This window comes from Brevundimonas sp. (assembly GCF_965279155.1).
Classification (GTDB): Bacteria; Pseudomonadota; Alphaproteobacteria; order Caulobacterales; family Caulobacteraceae; genus Brevundimonas.
The window spans coordinates 706,731-721,541 of record NZ_OZ257138.1 but is presented as its reverse complement, the minus strand read 5'-3'; the positions used below and the strand labels follow the sequence as shown (position 1 = coordinate 721,541).

General features: G+C 65.7%; 14 protein-coding genes. 6 read left to right on the top strand and 8 right to left on the bottom strand.

Annotation, left to right across the window (positions count from 1 at the left end):
- Nucleotides 1–111 precede the first annotated feature (111 nt).
- The 6 genes from ACQY72_RS03635 to rpsF all read right to left on the bottom strand — a co-directional run bounded on the left by ACQY72_RS03635 (nucleotide 112) and on the right by rpsF (nucleotide 7,486).
- The gene (locus ACQY72_RS03635) at nucleotides 112–477 is read right to left on the bottom strand and encodes a hypothetical protein (RefSeq protein ID WP_428155809.1); all 366 of its coding nucleotides are present in this window, start codon (nucleotides 475–477) and stop codon (nucleotides 112–114) included.
- A 161-nt stretch (nucleotides 478–638) separates the two neighbouring features.
- Nucleotides 639–3,089, bottom strand: a complete 2,451-nt coding sequence (locus ACQY72_RS03630) for a TonB-dependent receptor plug domain-containing protein (protein WP_428155807.1) — start codon at nucleotides 3,087–3,089, stop codon at nucleotides 639–641.
- A 340-nt stretch (nucleotides 3,090–3,429) separates the two neighbouring features.
- Nucleotides 3,430–5,889, bottom strand: a complete 2,460-nt coding sequence (locus ACQY72_RS03625; protein WP_428155805.1) for a TonB-dependent receptor plug domain-containing protein — start codon at nucleotides 5,887–5,889, stop codon at nucleotides 3,430–3,432.
- A 321-nt stretch (nucleotides 5,890–6,210) separates the two neighbouring features.
- On the bottom strand, nucleotides 6,211–6,795 hold the full coding sequence (gene rplI / locus ACQY72_RS03620; RefSeq protein WP_135193070.1) for a 50S ribosomal protein L9: 585 nt from the start codon (nucleotides 6,793–6,795) through the stop codon (nucleotides 6,211–6,213).
- Nucleotide 6,796: 1 nt separating this feature from the next.
- On the bottom strand, nucleotides 6,797–7,087 hold the full coding sequence (gene rpsR / locus ACQY72_RS03615) for a 30S ribosomal protein S18 (protein ID WP_372694448.1): 291 nt from the start codon (nucleotides 7,085–7,087) through the stop codon (nucleotides 6,797–6,799).
- Nucleotides 7,088–7,099: 12 nt separating this feature from the next.
- Nucleotides 7,100–7,486 carry a 30S ribosomal protein S6 gene (gene rpsF / locus ACQY72_RS03610; protein WP_135193337.1) on the bottom strand — a complete coding sequence of 129 codons (387 nt, stop codon included), beginning with the start codon at nucleotides 7,484–7,486 and terminating at the stop codon, nucleotides 7,100–7,102.
- 350 nt (nucleotides 7,487–7,836) lie between these two features.
- Between rpsF and ACQY72_RS03605 the strand changes: the two genes are divergently transcribed.
- The 3 genes from ACQY72_RS03605 to ACQY72_RS03595 are packed head-to-tail and all read left to right on the top strand — an operon-like array spanning nucleotide 7,837 to nucleotide 10,718.
- Entirely contained in the window at nucleotides 7,837–9,429 is a 1,593-nt protein-coding gene (locus ACQY72_RS03605) for a carboxyl transferase domain-containing protein (RefSeq protein WP_428155803.1), read from the top strand.
- Between the two features lie 34 nt (nucleotides 9,430–9,463).
- Nucleotides 9,464–9,829 (top strand): hypothetical protein, encoded by a 366-nt coding sequence (locus tag ACQY72_RS03600; protein ID WP_428155801.1) that lies wholly within the window; start codon nucleotides 9,464–9,466, stop codon nucleotides 9,827–9,829.
- Nucleotides 9,819–10,718, top strand: a complete 900-nt coding sequence (locus tag ACQY72_RS03595) for an enoyl-CoA hydratase-related protein (RefSeq protein ID WP_428155800.1) — start codon at nucleotides 9,819–9,821, stop codon at nucleotides 10,716–10,718. The genes ACQY72_RS03600 and ACQY72_RS03595 overlap by 11 nt, the downstream gene beginning before the upstream one ends.
- A gap of 38 nt (nucleotides 10,719–10,756) precedes the next feature.
- On the opposite strand, the gene ACQY72_RS03590 is transcribed toward ACQY72_RS03595, so the two are convergent.
- A complete protein-coding gene (locus ACQY72_RS03590; protein ID WP_428155798.1) occupies nucleotides 10,757–11,368 on the bottom strand; it encodes a TIGR02466 family protein in 612 nt (203 codons plus the stop codon).
- A 213-nt stretch (nucleotides 11,369–11,581) separates the two neighbouring features.
- Between ACQY72_RS03590 and ACQY72_RS03585 the strand changes: the two genes are divergently transcribed.
- Both ACQY72_RS03585 and ACQY72_RS03580 read left to right on the top strand, forming a co-directional pair.
- A complete protein-coding gene (locus ACQY72_RS03585) occupies nucleotides 11,582–13,582 on the top strand; it encodes an acetyl/propionyl/methylcrotonyl-CoA carboxylase subunit alpha (protein WP_428155796.1) in 2,001 nt (666 codons plus the stop codon).
- Nucleotides 13,579–13,974: a hypothetical protein gene (locus tag ACQY72_RS03580; protein WP_428155794.1), complete on the top strand. Its 396-nt coding sequence runs from the start codon at nucleotides 13,579–13,581 to the stop codon at nucleotides 13,972–13,974. Before ACQY72_RS03585 ends, ACQY72_RS03580 begins: the two co-directional genes overlap by 4 nt.
- Here ACQY72_RS03580 and ACQY72_RS03575 read toward each other — a convergent pair.
- Nucleotides 13,971–14,261 carry an antibiotic biosynthesis monooxygenase family protein gene (locus ACQY72_RS03575; protein WP_428155792.1) on the bottom strand — a complete coding sequence of 97 codons (291 nt, stop codon included), beginning with the start codon at nucleotides 14,259–14,261 and terminating at the stop codon, nucleotides 13,971–13,973. The genes ACQY72_RS03580 and ACQY72_RS03575 overlap by 4 nt on opposite strands.
- Before the next feature lie 105 nt (nucleotides 14,262–14,366).
- Here ACQY72_RS03575 and ACQY72_RS03570 point away from each other — a divergent pair, with 105 nt between their 5' ends.
- A complete protein-coding gene (locus tag ACQY72_RS03570; RefSeq protein ID WP_428155791.1) occupies nucleotides 14,367–14,765 on the top strand; it encodes a DUF1489 family protein in 399 nt (132 codons plus the stop codon).
- Nucleotides 14,766–14,811 lie beyond the last annotated feature (46 nt).

Below are 14,811 nucleotides of genomic sequence, written 5' to 3'. Positions count from 1 at the left end.
TCAGACGAGGACGTCGCCTGCGCCGTGGACAGTTCGTTGGGGCTGGGGACGAACCGGAATTCCTCAATCGGATTTCGTCCGTCTTGCGAAAGATCGTCGATGCGTCTGGCCTTATCGGCAGGGATACTCCGCCGCCATCCATTCGCGCATCGCCTGGGTGACGCTGATGTTGCGACGCGCGGCGGGTATGGCGTTGAAGCGGGTCAGAATCTGGTCCGGCGAGAAGCCGACCTTTTCCGGCATGCAGGTCGCGGGCGGGCGTCCGGCCGTCGTGGTCGCGACCTGTTCGGCGCGAACCGTGCGGGCGGCGCCGCGGAACTCGGCCATCAGCCGGCGCGTGTCCGAGCGCAGCAAGGCCGTCGGGTTCTGGGGGATGGCGTTGGCGGTGGTCAGGAACTCCTGCACCGTCATGGCGCTGGCTGCGCCGGCGATCAGCGAAAGCGCCAGGACGCCTGCTGCGATCAATCTGGTCTTCATGTCGGTTCCCTCCAAAGCCCCCTCTGGCAAGGCCAAGGTTGAACGTTGATATGTGTCGCAACTGCGGCGCGATCGGAGGGCTTGTCTGAAGCTTTCGTAATCCGATCAAAGAAAAGGGCGCTCCGCAGAGCGCCCTTGCCTCATAGCTCGTCAGCTCGACCTCACCATTTCAGGCTGACGCGCGCATAGCCGTAGCGCCCGTTGAAGCCGAACGGCGAATAGTAGGGGAAGCCCAGCACGCCGTTGGACGTCAGGTCGGTCCCGAGGGGCGAATTCGGGTTTCTGATCGGCACATTGTCCGGGTATTCGTCGAAGACATTGTCCACGCCGATCGCCAGACCGACGCGTTCGGTGATCTGGAATCGGCCTTCCAGGTCGATCACGGTCTTTTCGCCGGTTCGATAGTCGTTTTCTGGCAGCGACGCGGGCTGAATCACATCGCCATAGTAGGTGGCGCGAACCGTCGCGCCCCACTTGTTTCGGCTCCAATCCGCCGAGGCCGAGACCTTTGACGCCGGGGTGCCGTCCTCGATGGTCTTGATACGCTGGCGCGAGAACAAGGTCGGGGTCGAGGTCAGCGCCGACGACGAGGTCGGCACGCTGTTGACCGACACGTCGTTGAAGTTGGCGGCCACAGTGAAGTCGAAGTCGCCGAGCGTGTCTGTCGGCAGACGATAGCGGCCGACGATGTCTACGCCTTGCGTCGTGGTCGAAACGCCGTTCAGGAAGAAGCGGGCGGCCTGGATGCCTTGCGGATCCAGCAGATTAGCGACTTCGGCCGAGAAGGAGCGGTTGATCAACTCCGACAGGACGATCTGGTCTTCGATGTCGATCTTGTAGGCGTCCACCGTCAGGTCGAACCGGCCCAGGCGGATGACGGCGCCCAGCGAATAGTTGGTCGAGGTCTCGGCCTTTAGCGGACGTGCGCCCAGGGCTGCGGCGACGGCGCTTGTGGCGGGGAAGGTGCCGGTTTCGACCACCACGCCGCTTTGGATGACAGAGGCGGTCGAGGTGAAATACGACTGCTGCAAGGACGGGGCGCGGAAGCCGGTCGAGACCGATCCCCGCAGAGCGAAGCTGGGCGTGAAGTCATAGCGGGCCGACAGCTTGCCCGTCTGGGTGTCGCCGAAGTCGGAATAGTCCTCGAACCGCACGGCGCCTTCGACACGCAGCTTGTCGGTCAGGGGGATTTCCACGTCGGCGTATGCGGCGAAGTTGTCGCGATCGACATCGACGGCGTTCGAGGGCTGGAAGCCGACGAAGCCCTGGGCGCCGCCGGTCAGGGCCGCATTGGCGCCCAGCGGGCCGCGATTGTAGCTTTCGGGCTGGCCTGCCTCGATCTTGTAGTTCTCCCAGCGCTGCTCCAGGCCCCAGGCGAAGTTCAGCGGGCCGCCCGACAGGCCGACTTCGAACTCGCGGCTGAAGTCGGCGCCCAGAACCAGCTGGTCGTAGATCAGGCTGCCGGAATCGAAGCTGGTCGGCGAAGCGGCGCCATAGGTCGCGTTCAGCGAATCCTCGGTGCGGAAGTCCAGCGCGTTGCGGCCGTAGGTCAGGCTGACATCCGTGTTCCAACCCGCCAGTTCGCCGCGCAGGCCGCCGGCCAGCGAGGCGTCTTTGGAGTTGATGGCGACCTTGGGCAGGAAGCCGTTCGGATAGATGGCGGCGACAGTGTTCGCGTTGTCGGACAGGCGAGGGAAGGCGGCGCCTTCGCTGTCGCGATCCTGGTAGCCGGCCCAGCCATAGGCCTCCCAGCCGTTGCCCAGGCCCTTTCCGGCGTTGGCGAAGACCGTCCATTGCTCGACGTCCGGGTCGCCGAAGCGGGCAGTGATCGCGCCGTTCGCGGCTGCACGGGGATCATAGTCCGAGCGGTTGGTCGATTCGCGGTTCAGATACTCCGCCGACAGGGTCAGGAAGCCATCGTCGCCCAGGGAGAAGCCTTGCCAGGCCGAGGCCGTCACCGTGCCGCCGTCCTGCTCGTCGCGTTCGCCGCGCGCGGTCTTCACCGTGGTGAAATACTGGCCGTAGGTCACGCTGGCGCCGCCGCCGCTGGAGGCTTCCTTCAGGCGCAGGTTCACGACCCCGGCGATGGCGTCAGAGCCGTACTGGGCCGAGGCGCCGTCGCGCAGCACCTCGACCCGGTCAAGCGCCCAGGTCGGGATGGTGTTCAGGTCCACGGCGGCCGAGCCGCGCCCCACGACGCCGTTGACGTTGACCAGGGCCGAGGAGTGGCGGCGCGTGCCGTTGACCAGCACCAGCGTTTGGTCCGGCGACAGGCCGCGCAGGGTGATCGGGCGAATCGAGTCGGTGCCGTCATTGGCCGACGGGCGCTGGAAGGTCAGCGACGGCACGGCCTGGGCCAGGGCGGTGGCGAACTCGGTCGTGCCGCGCGTCTGCAGCGCCTGCGCCGTCACCACGTCCACGGGAGCCAGGGTGTCCAGGCGCGAGCGGTTCTGGACCCGCGTGCCGGTGACCACGATGTCGTCCACTTGCGCGGCGTCATCGGCGCTGGGCTCAGCGGTCTGGGCGAAGGCGGGGGCGGCGGTCAGCAGGGCGAGCGTCGAGACGGTCGCGAACAGGGCCGGGACGGCGGCCCGTTGCAGGGTAGTGCGCATTGAGAGATTTCCTAAGGCTTGTTTTTGACGCGAGCGCGCATCGCCGCCGCTGATGGCGGCGGGCTTTGAAGTCGATCTGAAGTTCGGATGTCGTGCGGCCTCAGCCGCAACATCGCCCACGGGCGGGCGGCATCGCCACGAAATGGGGGGTGTTCGTCATCGCCGTCTCCAACCGCACGGTCGGGGAGATCCCGGCGGTCATGGCCATATCAGGGCGAAGGTGCGGCGGGTCAATCGACGCAGAAGTCCATGTTTTCTGCGGCAAGCCAGTAGAAAATCTATCGCAACGCAAAACGGGGCGCTCCGAAGAGCGCCCCGTTCCTTGGATCCGTCCGTCGGCCTAGAAGCTGTAGCTCAGACGACCATAGAAGAACCGACCGTTGAAGCCGTAGGGCGAGTAGCTGGGATAGCCCACGGACCCGGTCGCGCCATTGATGTTGATCGGCGTGGCGGTCGGATATTCGTCGGTCAGGTTGTTGACCCCCACCGCCAATGCGACGCCGAAGGGCAGAGTGTAGCGTCCCTCCAGATCCAGCAGCAGGGCGTCGCCCGTCTCGTAATCCAGCGTGGCGTTGTTGTTGGCGACCAGCACGCTGTCGTAGCTGGTGCCGCGCAGGGTCGCTCCGAAGTCGCCCAAGGACCAATCGACGCTGGCGACGATCTTCTGCTCCGGCGTGCCCTGTTCGAACGACAGCCTGGAAGAGCGGTCGAACAGGAAGTCACCGGATGGGGCTATGGCCAGGTTGCTGGGAACGGCTGGGGTGCGGGTGACTTCCGTGTTGTTGAAGTTGCCGGCCAGGGTGAAGTCGAAGCGACCGAAGTCCTGCGTCGTGCGATAGCGACCCACCACATCCACGCCGCTCGTCGTGGTGTTGACCCCGTTCAGGAAGAAGCGAGCGCCGGTCACGCCGAAGGGCGCCAGAAGGGCTTGGATGGCTGCGGTCGATTGCGTCGTCTGGCTGGGCCGCGAGACCCCCAGGGTTTCGGAATAGATGATCCGGTCATCGACCTCGATGCGATAGGCGTCGACCGTCAGCTCAAACCCGCCGCTGCGGAAGACCGCGCCTGCCGAATAGTTGGTCGAGGTTTCGGGCTCCAATGGCTTGGACCCCAAGGCGATGGCGATCGGGTCATCGACCCGATACGATCCGTTCTGCTGCAGCACGACGCCGGCGCCCGTGGCGACCAGGTTGGTGGCGACATAGCTGAAGAACTGCTGTTGCAGGGCGGGCGACTTGAAGCCGGTCGAGATGGCGCCGCGCAGGGCGAAGGCGTCGGTGAAGTCGTATCGTGCGGAAATCTTGCCCGTGAACTGATCGCCGAAGTCGGAATAGTCTTCGTACCGGCCGGCGAGGCCGACGGTGAACTGTTCGGAGAACTTGCCCTCCAGATCGATGTAGGCGCTGATGTTGTTGCGATCGACATCGACGGCGTTGGACGGCGCGAAACCGGGGAAGCCCTGCGAGCCTGCGCCGCCGGCGGTGACCGGTCCCTTGTTGTAGGAGGTCGGTTCGCCCTCGGAGACGCTGAAGTCCTCACGGCGATATTCGACCCCAAATGCCACGTTAAGAGGCTCATACAGATTGACCTCGACCTGTCTCACCGCGTCGATGCCGATGGTCAGTTGGCCGTAGCTGAGGGAGCCGGCGTCGAACTCGGTCTGCGACGCCGCACCGTAGGAGGCGTTCAACGAGTTGAGGACGCTGTAGTCCAGCTCGTTGCGGCCATAACCGACCGACAGATCCCAGTCGAAGCCCCAGGCCGGTCCCTTGGCGCCGCCGTAGATGTTGTAGTCGGTGATGTCGGCGGCGATGATCGGCAGGAAGCCGTTGGGATAGATGGCCGCGACATTGTTGGAGTTGTTGAAAGCGCGGGCGGTCGCGGCGGCTTCCGACTTGCGTTTCTGATAGCCGCCGAAGGCATAGGCCTCCCATTCGCCGCTCAGCGGCTTGCCGGCGTTGAAATAGCCCGTGTAGGCCTCGGTATAGGGGTCGCCGAAACGGCCGATGACGGTGGTCGCGCTGCCGCCGTTCACGGCGCTGGTCGCGGCATAGTCGGAGCGGTTCGTGGGCTGGCGCTTCTGCACCTCGCCGGACAGGGTCAGGAAGCCGTCGCCGAACAGCGGCAGGCCGACCCAGCCGGCAAGCGAGGTCTGTTCGCCATCACGGCGGCTGTGGTCGCCGCGCGCGGTGGTGAAGTCGGTGTCGTAGATGCCGTAGTTGGCGGTGATGCCGCCGCCGCTCGACGCCTCGCGCAGACGCAGGTTGATGACACCGGCGATGGCGTCGGCGCCGTACTGGGCGGAAGCGCCGTCGCGCAGGACTTCCACCGAGCCCAGGCTGATCGACGGGATGGTGTTCAGGTCGAACGCGGTCGAGCCGCGTCCCAGTGCGCCGTTGACGTTGACCAGGGCGCCGACATGCCCGCGTTGACCGTTGATCAACACCAGGGTCTGGTCGGGCGCCAGGCCGCGAAGGGTCGCCGGGCGGACGTGATCGGATCCGTCGGAAATGGCCGGGCGGGGGAAGTTGATCGAGGGGGCGGTGGCGGCCAGAGCGGCGGCCAGTTCCGTGCCCGTGCCCTGTTTCGCCAGGGTCTCGCCGGTGATCACGTCCACGGGCGCGACGCTGTCCAGGCGGCTGCGTCCCACGGTGCGCGTGCCGGTGACGATGATCTCGCCCACTTCGGTCGTGTCGTCGGGCGGCGGGGTCGTGACTTGAGCGAAGGCCGATGACGCTATGAAAAGCGCGCTGGCGGAAGCGAAGGCCAGCAGGGCCCGACGGCCGTGTCCGATTTGCATTGATGATCCCCGACGAAGCACGACGGCCATGTGCGCGGACGTTCGACAGGCCGCCATGCCGTCGCCCCTCGGCCGGCTCGTCGTCAGGCGCAATAATCTTTCGCCGTTCGGGCCGAAATCGGTCGTGATTGGAGGCTGTGACCGCAAAGCGGCGGCGTCAAGCAAGCTCTTTGTCTATGTCGCGTCCCGGAGGAACAACGATCGCTGCTTGTTGTAAACTTGTCATAGACAGGGCGGCGGGCGTCGCGCAGCAAAAAGGGCGCGTCCCTTGCGGGGCGCGCCCTTGATGTTTTGGCGATCCGGCCCGAAGGCCGGGGTCGATCAGGCTTCGTCGCCGAAGCCTTCTTGTTGACCGGCGCCGCCTTCGATCAGTTCCTGGGCCGATTGCTCGGCGGCCTGGCGCTCATCGTCGAACTGGCTGCGGATCACGTCCTCGCCCTTGGCCTGACGCTCGGCTTCATCCATCGAACGGGCGATGTTGATCTTGACCGTGGCGCGGACCTCGGCGTGCAGGCGGACCGGCACTTCGTGGACGCCCAGGTTCTTGATCGCCGTATTCAGGACGACTTGCGAACGCTCGACCTTGCCGCCTTCGGCCTGGATGGCCTCGGCGACGTCGCGGCCGGCGACCGAACCGTACAGGTGACCGGTTTCACCGGCCTGACGGATCATGATGTAGGTCTGGCCGTCGATCTTGTCGGCGACCTTCTGTGCATCGGCCTTGTTCTTGTCGTTGCGTTGCTCGATGGCGACGCGGTCGAGTTCGAACGCCTTCAGGTTCGCGGCGGTGGCCCGACGGGCCTTGTCGCGCGGCAGAAGGAAGTTACGGGCGAAGCCGTCCTTGACGGACACGACGTCGCCGATGGCGCCGAGATTCTCGACGCGTTCAAGCAGAACGACCTTCATCTCACTTCACCACGTAAGGCAGGAGGGCCAGATAGCGAGCGCGCTTGATGGCCTTGGCCAGTTCGCGTTGCTTCTTCTGGGAGACGGCGGTGATGCGCGAAGGCACGATCTTGCCGCGTTCGGAGACGTAACGCTGCAGCAGCTTCACGTCCTTGTAGTCGATCTTCGGCGCATTGGCGCCCGAGAACGGGCAGACCTTGCGGCGACGATAGAAGGGGCGGCGGCCGGCGGCGCCGGAGCCCGCCGGTGCGCCCGGGGTCGGGGCGCCCGAGCTGATGGGGGTATCGGTCATGTTCCGGGTTCCTTATTCGGCGTCGGCGGCGGCGTCTTCGCGCGGGGTGCGCTCGCGCTCACGCTCGCGTTCACGCTCGCGGCGGGCCAGCAGCGGCGACAGTTCCAGGTCGAGTTCCTCGACGCGGACGGTCAGCCAACGCAGCACGTCTTCGTTGATCGACAGCTGACGCTCGACCTCGGCCATGGCGGCCGGGGGGCAATCGACGGCGAGCAGCGAATAGTGAGCCTTGCGGTTCTTCTTCACGCGGTACGTCAGGTTGCGCAGACCCCAGTACTCGATCTTGGCGACGGAACCGCCGCCTTGTTCGATCAAGCCCTTGATGGTGTCGTTCAGCGCTTCGGCCTGTTGCGCAGAGATATCCTGGCGCGACATGACCGTGTGCTCGTAAAGAGCCATGCGGTATTCTCCCTTGTGGGCGTCGGCGTGGAAACGACCGGGTAAGTCGATCCCCACGATGGCTCCTGGCGCGGCGGCCGGACCGAACGTCCAACCCTTTGGTGTTCCGCGACAGGACCGAAGCCCTGGAAAGGCGGGGCCTATAGGGGAAAAGGGGCGGGGAGGCAAGGATGGCTTCTCCCTCCCCTTCATGGGGAGGGGCGGCGCAGCGGAGCGGAGCCGGGGTGGGGCGGTATGAAGCATCTCCGCTGCCCGCACGGCCCCACCCTGATCGCTGCGCGATCGTCCCTCCCCATGAAGGGGAGGGAGAATTCCTTGTGACGCCTCGCGACCCCGCCTAAACCAGCCTCATGCCGAAGCTGACGTCAGCGGTCGATCCGCAAAGCCCCAGATACAAGTCCCTTCACGCGCACAACAGCGCCCTGGTCGCCGAACTGCGCGACCATGTGGCCAAGGCCGCGCGCGGCGGGTCCGACAAGTCGCGCGAGCGTCATGTGGCCCGTGGCAAGCTGTTGCCGCGCGACCGTGTCGAGCGGCTGCTGGACCCTGGCTCGCCGTTCCTGGAGGTCGGTCAGTTGGCCGCCCACGGCATGTATGACGGCGAGGCCCCCGCCGCCGGCGTCATCGCCGGCATCGGACGCGTCTCGGGCCGCGAGGTCATGATCGTCTGCAACGATCCGACGGTGAAGGGCGGCGCATACTTCCCCATGACGGTGAAGAAGCACCTGCGCGCCCAGGAAATCGCCGAACAGAACCGCCTGCCGTGCGTCTATCTGGTCGATTCCGGCGGGGCCAATCTGCCGCACCAGGCCGAGGTCTTCCCCGACCGCGACCATTTCGGCCGCATCTTCTTCAACCAGGCCCGGATGAGCGCCAAGGGCATCGCCCAGATCGCCTGTGTCATGGGCCTGTCAACCGCCGGCGGCGCCTATGTGCCGGCCATGTCGGACGAGACGATCATTGTCAGGAACCAGGGCGCCATCTTCCTGGCCGGCCCGCCGCTGGTGAAGGCGGCCACTGGCGAGGTGATCTCGGCCGAAGAACTGGGCGGGGCGGAAACCCACGGCCGTCGCTCGGGTGTGGTCGATCATGTGGCCGAGAACGACGAGCATGCGCTGGAGATCGTGCGGTCCATCGTCGCCAATCTGAACACGACCAAGACCGTCGAGATGGATGTGCGCGAACCGCGCGCCCCGGCCTTCGCGGCCGAAGAACTGTACGGCCTGATCCCCGATGACGTCCGCGCCCCCTATGATGTGCGCGAGGTCATTGCCCGGCTGGTGGACGGGTCCGAGTTCGATGAGTTCAAGACCCTGTACGGCTCGACCCTGGTCTGCGGCTTCGCCCGCATCTGGGGCTATCCGGTCGCCATACTTGCCAACAACGGCGTCATCTTCTCCGAGAGCGCCCAGAAGGGCGCCCACTTCATCGAACTGGCCTGCAAACGCAAGATTCCGCTGCTGTTCCTGCAGAACATCTCGGGCTTCATGGTCGGCGGCAAATACGAGGCCGGCGGTATCGCCAAGGACGGCGCCAAGCTGGTCACGGCCGTGGCCTCGGCCGAAGTGCCCAAGTTCACCGTCCTGATCGGCGGCAGCTTCGGCGCCGGAAACTACGGCATGTGCGGTCGGGCCTATTCCCCGCGCTTCCTCTTCACCTGGCCCAACAGCCGGATCGGCGTGATGGGCGGCGAACAGGCGGCTTCGGTCCTGGCCACCGTGCACCGCGACGCCGACACCTGGAGCGCGGACGACGCCGAGGCCTTCAAGGCCCCGATCCGTCAGAAGTACGAGGACGAGGGCAATCCCTATTACGCCACCGCCCGCCTGTGGGACGACGGCGTCATCGACCCGGCCCAGACGCGCGACGTGCTGGGCCTGGCGATCAGCGCCAGCCTGAACGCCCCGATCCCCGAGACGACCTTCGGCCTGTTCAGGATGTGATGAGATGCAGCCTGTTTACGTCATCGCCGCCCTGATGCTGGCCGTCCCGTTCGCGGCGCCTGCCTTCGCCGAAACCGCCCTGAAGACCATTCCCGCCGAATATCAGGGGGAATGGAGCAGCGTGCCGGAAGCTTGTGGCAACCGCGAAAGCGGCGAGCGTTTCGTCATCAGCGACACCTCGATCTCCTATTTCGAAGAGGGAGACAGCGTCGTCGAAGTGACCCGCATCGACCCGAACTCGATTCACCTCGTCGTCGATTACGAGGATTATGATTGGATCGAACGGCTCTATCGCACGCTCATCCTTTCCGACGACCGACAGACGCTCAGCTTCTATTATGGCGATGGCCCCGAGAACGTGAGCCGCCGCTGCCCCCAAGGAGACTCCCATGGCGAATGAAAACACCCCGGCGGACATCGACGCCCTGGACGTGACCGACGCGGAGGCGGCCGAGATCAATTCCATCGCCCAGCCGCTGGTCGCCGACCCCGCGCCGGATGCGAACGATGATTTGGTGCAGATCGATTCGACCACCGACGGCATCGTCTTCGTCACCATCAATCGGCCCGAGAAGAAGAACGCCTTCGACGCCGCGACCATCGCCGCGCTGCACGAGACGTTCGAGACCCTGCACGGCGCCGACCGCGTGCGCGCCGTCTTCATTCGCGGGGCGGGCGGCACCTTCAGCGCCGGGGCCGACCTGAACTGGATGCGCGACGCCGCCGACTGGTCCGAGAGCGACAATCGCGACGACGCCATGGGCCTGGCGAAAATGTTGAAGGCGCTGCACGACATTCCGGCCCTGACGGTGGCGATCGTCGAGGGCAACGCCATGGGCGGCGGGGCCGGCATCGTCGCCGCCTGCGACATGGCCGTGGCGGTCGAGGGCGCGCGCTTCGCCTTCTCCGAGGTCAAGCTGGGCCTGATCCCCGCGACCATCGCCCCCTATGTCGTCGAGGCCATCGGCGCCCGTCGCGCCCGCCAGCTGTTCCTGACCGGAAACAGCTTCGACGCCGACTATGCCGCCCACACCGGCCTGATCGACCTGGTCCTGCCCGAGGGTTCGGTGGACGAGTTTATCTCGATGCTGAGCGACAGCCTGACCGGCAATGCGCCCGGCGCGATGGGCGAGGCCAAGCGCCTGGTCAACGACATCGCCCACCACAAGATAGATTCGAGCCTGTTGGACGAGACCGCCAAACGCATCGCTCGCGCCCGCGTGTCGGACGAAGGCCGCGAGGGCGTGCTGGCCTTCCTGGAAAAGCGCAAGGCCAGCTGGACAGTCTGATTTCCTCGGTCTGAACGGTCGCCGTCAGCGGCGGCCGTTCAGGCGTAGTTGAAGCTGATCGAGATCCGGTCGGCCTTGGCCAGGTTGGTCGGCACCTCGTGCCGCAGCCAGCTTTCCCACATCAGCACCGTTCCCGCCTGGGGCTTCAGATACACGAACGGCCGTTCGGCCTCCGACGCCTCTTCGGTCACCGAGGGCCGCGCCATCATGAAGGGCAGGCGGGGGTCTTCCAGCTTTAGCGACGAGGCGCCGTCCGGGATGTCGATATAGACCGTGCCCGACAGGAAGGCGTGCGGGTGGATATGGCCGGTATGGCCGCCGCCGGGCTTGAGGATATTGACCCACAGATTGTCGAGACGCGGCTTCCTCGCTAGGTCGAAGTTCAGCGCCTTGGCGTAGGCGACGGCGTGCCGATCCAGGTGGCGCTTCAGCTCGGCGAACTCGGGGAACCGCTGCGGCAGGTCGTTCAGCGATCCGTAGGAGGTATATCCCCGATAGGTGTTGGCCTTGCACCAATGGCGGCCCGCCGCGTCCTCCTCGGCCATCATGCGGATGACGTCGATCAGTTGCTCGTTGAAGTCGGGCCAGCCCCGACCCTCGGCGAGGGACGCTTCATAGACTTGGGTGACGAAGAGGGGGCGCAGGGACATGGGAGGGGCTTAACGCCTGCGGGGTCGCCTGAATACTCTCCCTCCCCATTTTGGGGAGGGGCGATCGCGGAGCGATCGGGGTGGGGTCCGAAGGGGCGTGAGCGAAATGGTCATGACGGCCCCACCCTGGCTACGCTGCGCTTCGCCGTCCCTCCCCATGAAGGGGAGGGAGAAGCTCTCGCCTGCCTCGCACGATCCGGCTAAGAACGCTTCATGTTCAAGTCCGTCCTTGTCGCCAATCGCGGCGAAATCGCCTGCCGTGTCTTCCGTACCGCCAAGCGGATGGGAATACGCACCATCGCCGTCTATTCCGAGGCGGACGTGGACGCCCTGCATGTGCGCGAGGCCGACGAGGCGGTGCTGATCGGTCCGGCGGCGGCGCGAGAGAGCTATCTGGACGGCGCCAAGGTGCTGGCGGCCGCCACGGCGACGGGCGCGGAGGCGATCCACCCCGGCTATGGCTTCCTGTCGGAAAACGCCGACTTCGCCGAGGCCGTGGCGGCTGCGGGGCTGATCTGGATCGGGCCGGACCCGTCCTCGATTCGCGCCATGGGTCTGAAGGACGCGGCCAAGGAATTGATGATCCAGGCCGGGGTGCCGGTGACGCCGGGCTATCAGGGCGCGGACCAGTCGGAGGCGACCCTGACGGCCGAGGCGGCGCGGATCGGATATCCGGTGCTGATCAAGGCGGTCGCGGGCGGCGGCGGCAAGGGGATGAAGCGGGTCGATGATCCGGCCGACTTCGCCGATGGTCTGGCCAGCGCCAAGCGCGAGGGCGCGGCGGCCTTCGGCGACGACCGTGTTCTGATCGAACGCTACATCACCCGCCCGCGCCACATCGAGGTGCAGGTGTTTGGCGACAAGCATGGTGATGTCGTCCACCTGTATGAGCGCGACTGTTCGCTGCAACGCCGCCACCAGAAGGTGATCGAGGAGGCGCCGGCGCCGGGCATGAGCGAGGCCGTGCGCGCCGCCGTGACGGGCGCGGCGATCAAGGCGGCCAAGGCGGTCAACTACGTCGGGGCCGGGACCATCGAGTTCATCGCCGACGCCTCGGACGGGCTGAAGGCGGACGGCATCTGGTTCATGGAGATGAACACCCGGCTGCAGGTCGAGCACCCGGTGACCGAGAGCGTGACCGGCGTCGATCTGGTCGAATGGCAGTTCCGCGTCGCGGCGGGCGAGCCCCTGCCGCTGAAGCAGGATCAGATCAAGCTGAACGGCTGGGCCATGGAGGCGCGCCTCTATGCCGAGGATCCGGCCAACGGCTTCCTGCCGAGCATCGGCCGGCTGGAGCATTTCGTCATGCCGGACGGCATTCGGATCGACACCGGCGTTGAGCAGGGCGGCGAGGTCAGCCAGTTCTACGACCCGATGATCGCCAAGCTGATCGTGCATGAAGGCACGCGCGAGGCGGCGGCGGCGCGTCTGGCCGAAGCGGCCGGCGAGGTCGAGGTCTGGCCGGTCAAGGCCAACGCCGGCTTCCTGAAGCGCTGCCTGGAGCATCCGCGCTTCGTCGCGGGCGACGTGGATACGGGCTTCATCGCGGCGGAAGAGGCGGCGTTGCAGCCTCAAGATTTGAACTATGAACTGGGATTGGCGGCTTCGGCACTGTTTTTGACAGATTGGATATCCGGGCCTCCCGGTAATGATGGCGGCAGCCCGTGGGGTGATCGCGACACATTCGGGTTTCGCATGAACCGTGAACCAGGAAGTATTTCGGTCGTCGCGATTGATGGTGTGCGACAGGACGTTCGACTGCAGCGTCTCGATCATCATTCGTTCCAGGACGAAGAACGGAAAACATCTGTCAGTGTCGATTTTGGCGGCCCTCGATATGCCCCTCGGAGGGCTGAGGTGTCTGTCGCTGAACGGTCGTTTCACTACTACTGGCCTGAAACGTCAGATGGAGTCGTTCTGTTCTCGAAAGGCTTGGGGCATTCGGTGGTGAGATTCACTTCAGGCGTTACGGCAGGATCTGCGACTGTCTCCGACGGCTCCCTGCGTGCACCCATGCCTGGCAAGATCGTCGCGACGCCGGTCAAGGCCGGAGACGCGGTGACCAAGGGCCAGCCGGTCGTGGTGCTGGAGGCCATGAAGATGGAGCACGCCCTGACTGCGCCGTTCGATGGGGTCGTGGAAAGCGTCGCGGCCTCGGTGGGAGATCAGGTCGTGGACGGTTTCGAACTGGCGCGCATCAAGAGCGAGGCGTGATCGTGGGCTTGGGAGGCTTTGCGGCTCTTGCGCTGCTGATAGGCCTGGCGGGCGAACCGCAAACGCAGACTGTACGGATAGAGGCCGACGATCTGGCGGACATGCAGTGCGTCGTCACGCTGATGGAGGGGATCGGCGAGGATGAGGCGCAGAACCAATCCCTGCTGGCCACCATGTCCTATTTCATGGGCAAGGTCGCCGGGCGCGGACAGATCGAGAGGTGGGACAAGGCGCTCGTCGCCTATAGAGCCGGTCTCGACGAGGCGGCTCGCACTAAAATGGCCGAGGATCACGGCGCACGTTGCTTGATGGAGGGTCTGGCCCCGACGGCGGTCTTCGCGCAGATCGCGATGACAGACGCGGTTGCGGCCTTGACCGCCTCGCCTGACTAAAGCCCCACGCCGCCGATGGGGCGGGTGAAGACGGTGTCGCCGAAGGTGGCGATCAGGCTGAGGGCCGGCAGCAGTTCGTGGGTTTCGCGGATCTGGGCGGACCAGGCGTGGTGCATGGCCTTGCTCATCCAGACCTCGGTGACCCACAGGGCGTCGGCGTCGTTCAGGTCGTGGGCCAGGACGTAGCTGTGGCAGCCTGGGCGCTTCAGATTGGGGTCCAGCAGGCACAGGCCCAGTTCGTCGCGACGGCCGGGATGAGCCGTCAGGCGGGTAATCAATCCGTACATTCTGGTCCTGTGTCGCGCCTGACGAGGGGAGGCGGCGCTCAATCATCCTGGGCCCTGTAGATTAAGAATCTGGCCAATGCGCCTAAGGGCCACTACGTGGGGCCAATGCCGCTTCACATGATCAAGCTGGGCGTCGGGGTGCCAGACGTCGAATGGCTGGAGACCCGCGCCGCCAAGGGCGGGCCGCTGGTGGTCCACACCCGAATGACGCCGAAACGCGCGTCGGAAATCGAGGACGGCGGGTCGCTGTATTGGGTGGTGAAGGGGACCATCGTTTGCCGTCAGCGTGTGCTGGACATCACCACCCTGGGCGAGGGCAAGGAGAGCCGCTGCGAGATCACGCTGGCGCCCCAGGTCGTTCGCACCGCCCCAATGGCGCGCCGCCCGTTCCAGGGCTGGCGCTATTTCGAGCCCAAGGACGCGCCCGTCGATCTGACCGAACTGGATGCAGGCGAGGCGCCGGAGGAGCTGGTTCGGCAACTTCGCGAACTGGGCGCCTGGTAGGGCCAAACCCACAAAGTTTTTGGGAGTTGACCCCGACGGGTCCGCG

What these genes read in the sequence shown, in the direction of transcription:
- ACQY72_RS03635 (WP_428155809.1), bottom strand. Translation starts at nt 477, where the DNA reads ATGAAGACCAGATTGATCGCAGCAGGCGTCCTGGCGCTTTCGCTGATC.
- ACQY72_RS03630 (WP_428155807.1), bottom strand. Translation starts at nt 3,089, where the DNA reads ATGCGCACTACCCTGCAACGGGCCGCCGTCCCGGCCCTGTTCGCGACC.
- ACQY72_RS03625 (WP_428155805.1), bottom strand. Translation starts at nt 5,889, where the DNA reads ATGCAAATCGGACACGGCCGTCGGGCCCTGCTGGCCTTCGCTTCCGCC.
- rplI (WP_135193070.1), bottom strand. Translation starts at nt 6,795, where the DNA reads ATGAAGGTCGTTCTGCTTGAACGCGTCGAGAATCTCGGCGCCATCGGC.
- rpsR (WP_372694448.1), bottom strand. Translation starts at nt 7,087, where the DNA reads ATGACCGATACCCCCATCAGCTCGGGCGCCCCGACCCCGGGCGCACCG.
- rpsF (WP_135193337.1), bottom strand. Translation starts at nt 7,486, where the DNA reads ATGGCTCTTTACGAGCACACGGTCATGTCGCGCCAGGATATCTCTGCG.
- ACQY72_RS03605 (WP_428155803.1), top strand. Translation starts at nt 7,837, where the DNA reads ATGCCGAAGCTGACGTCAGCGGTCGATCCGCAAAGCCCCAGATACAAG.
- ACQY72_RS03600 (WP_428155801.1), top strand. Translation starts at nt 9,464, where the DNA reads ATGCTGGCCGTCCCGTTCGCGGCGCCTGCCTTCGCCGAAACCGCCCTG.
- ACQY72_RS03595 (WP_428155800.1), top strand. Translation starts at nt 9,819, where the DNA reads ATGGCGAATGAAAACACCCCGGCGGACATCGACGCCCTGGACGTGACC.
- ACQY72_RS03590 (WP_428155798.1), bottom strand. Translation starts at nt 11,368, where the DNA reads ATGTCCCTGCGCCCCCTCTTCGTCACCCAAGTCTATGAAGCGTCCCTC.
- ACQY72_RS03585 (WP_428155796.1), top strand. Translation starts at nt 11,582, where the DNA reads ATGTTCAAGTCCGTCCTTGTCGCCAATCGCGGCGAAATCGCCTGCCGT.
- ACQY72_RS03575 (WP_428155792.1), bottom strand. Translation starts at nt 14,261, where the DNA reads ATGTACGGATTGATTACCCGCCTGACGGCTCATCCCGGCCGTCGCGAC.
- ACQY72_RS03570 (WP_428155791.1), top strand. Translation starts at nt 14,367, where the DNA reads ATGCCGCTTCACATGATCAAGCTGGGCGTCGGGGTGCCAGACGTCGAA.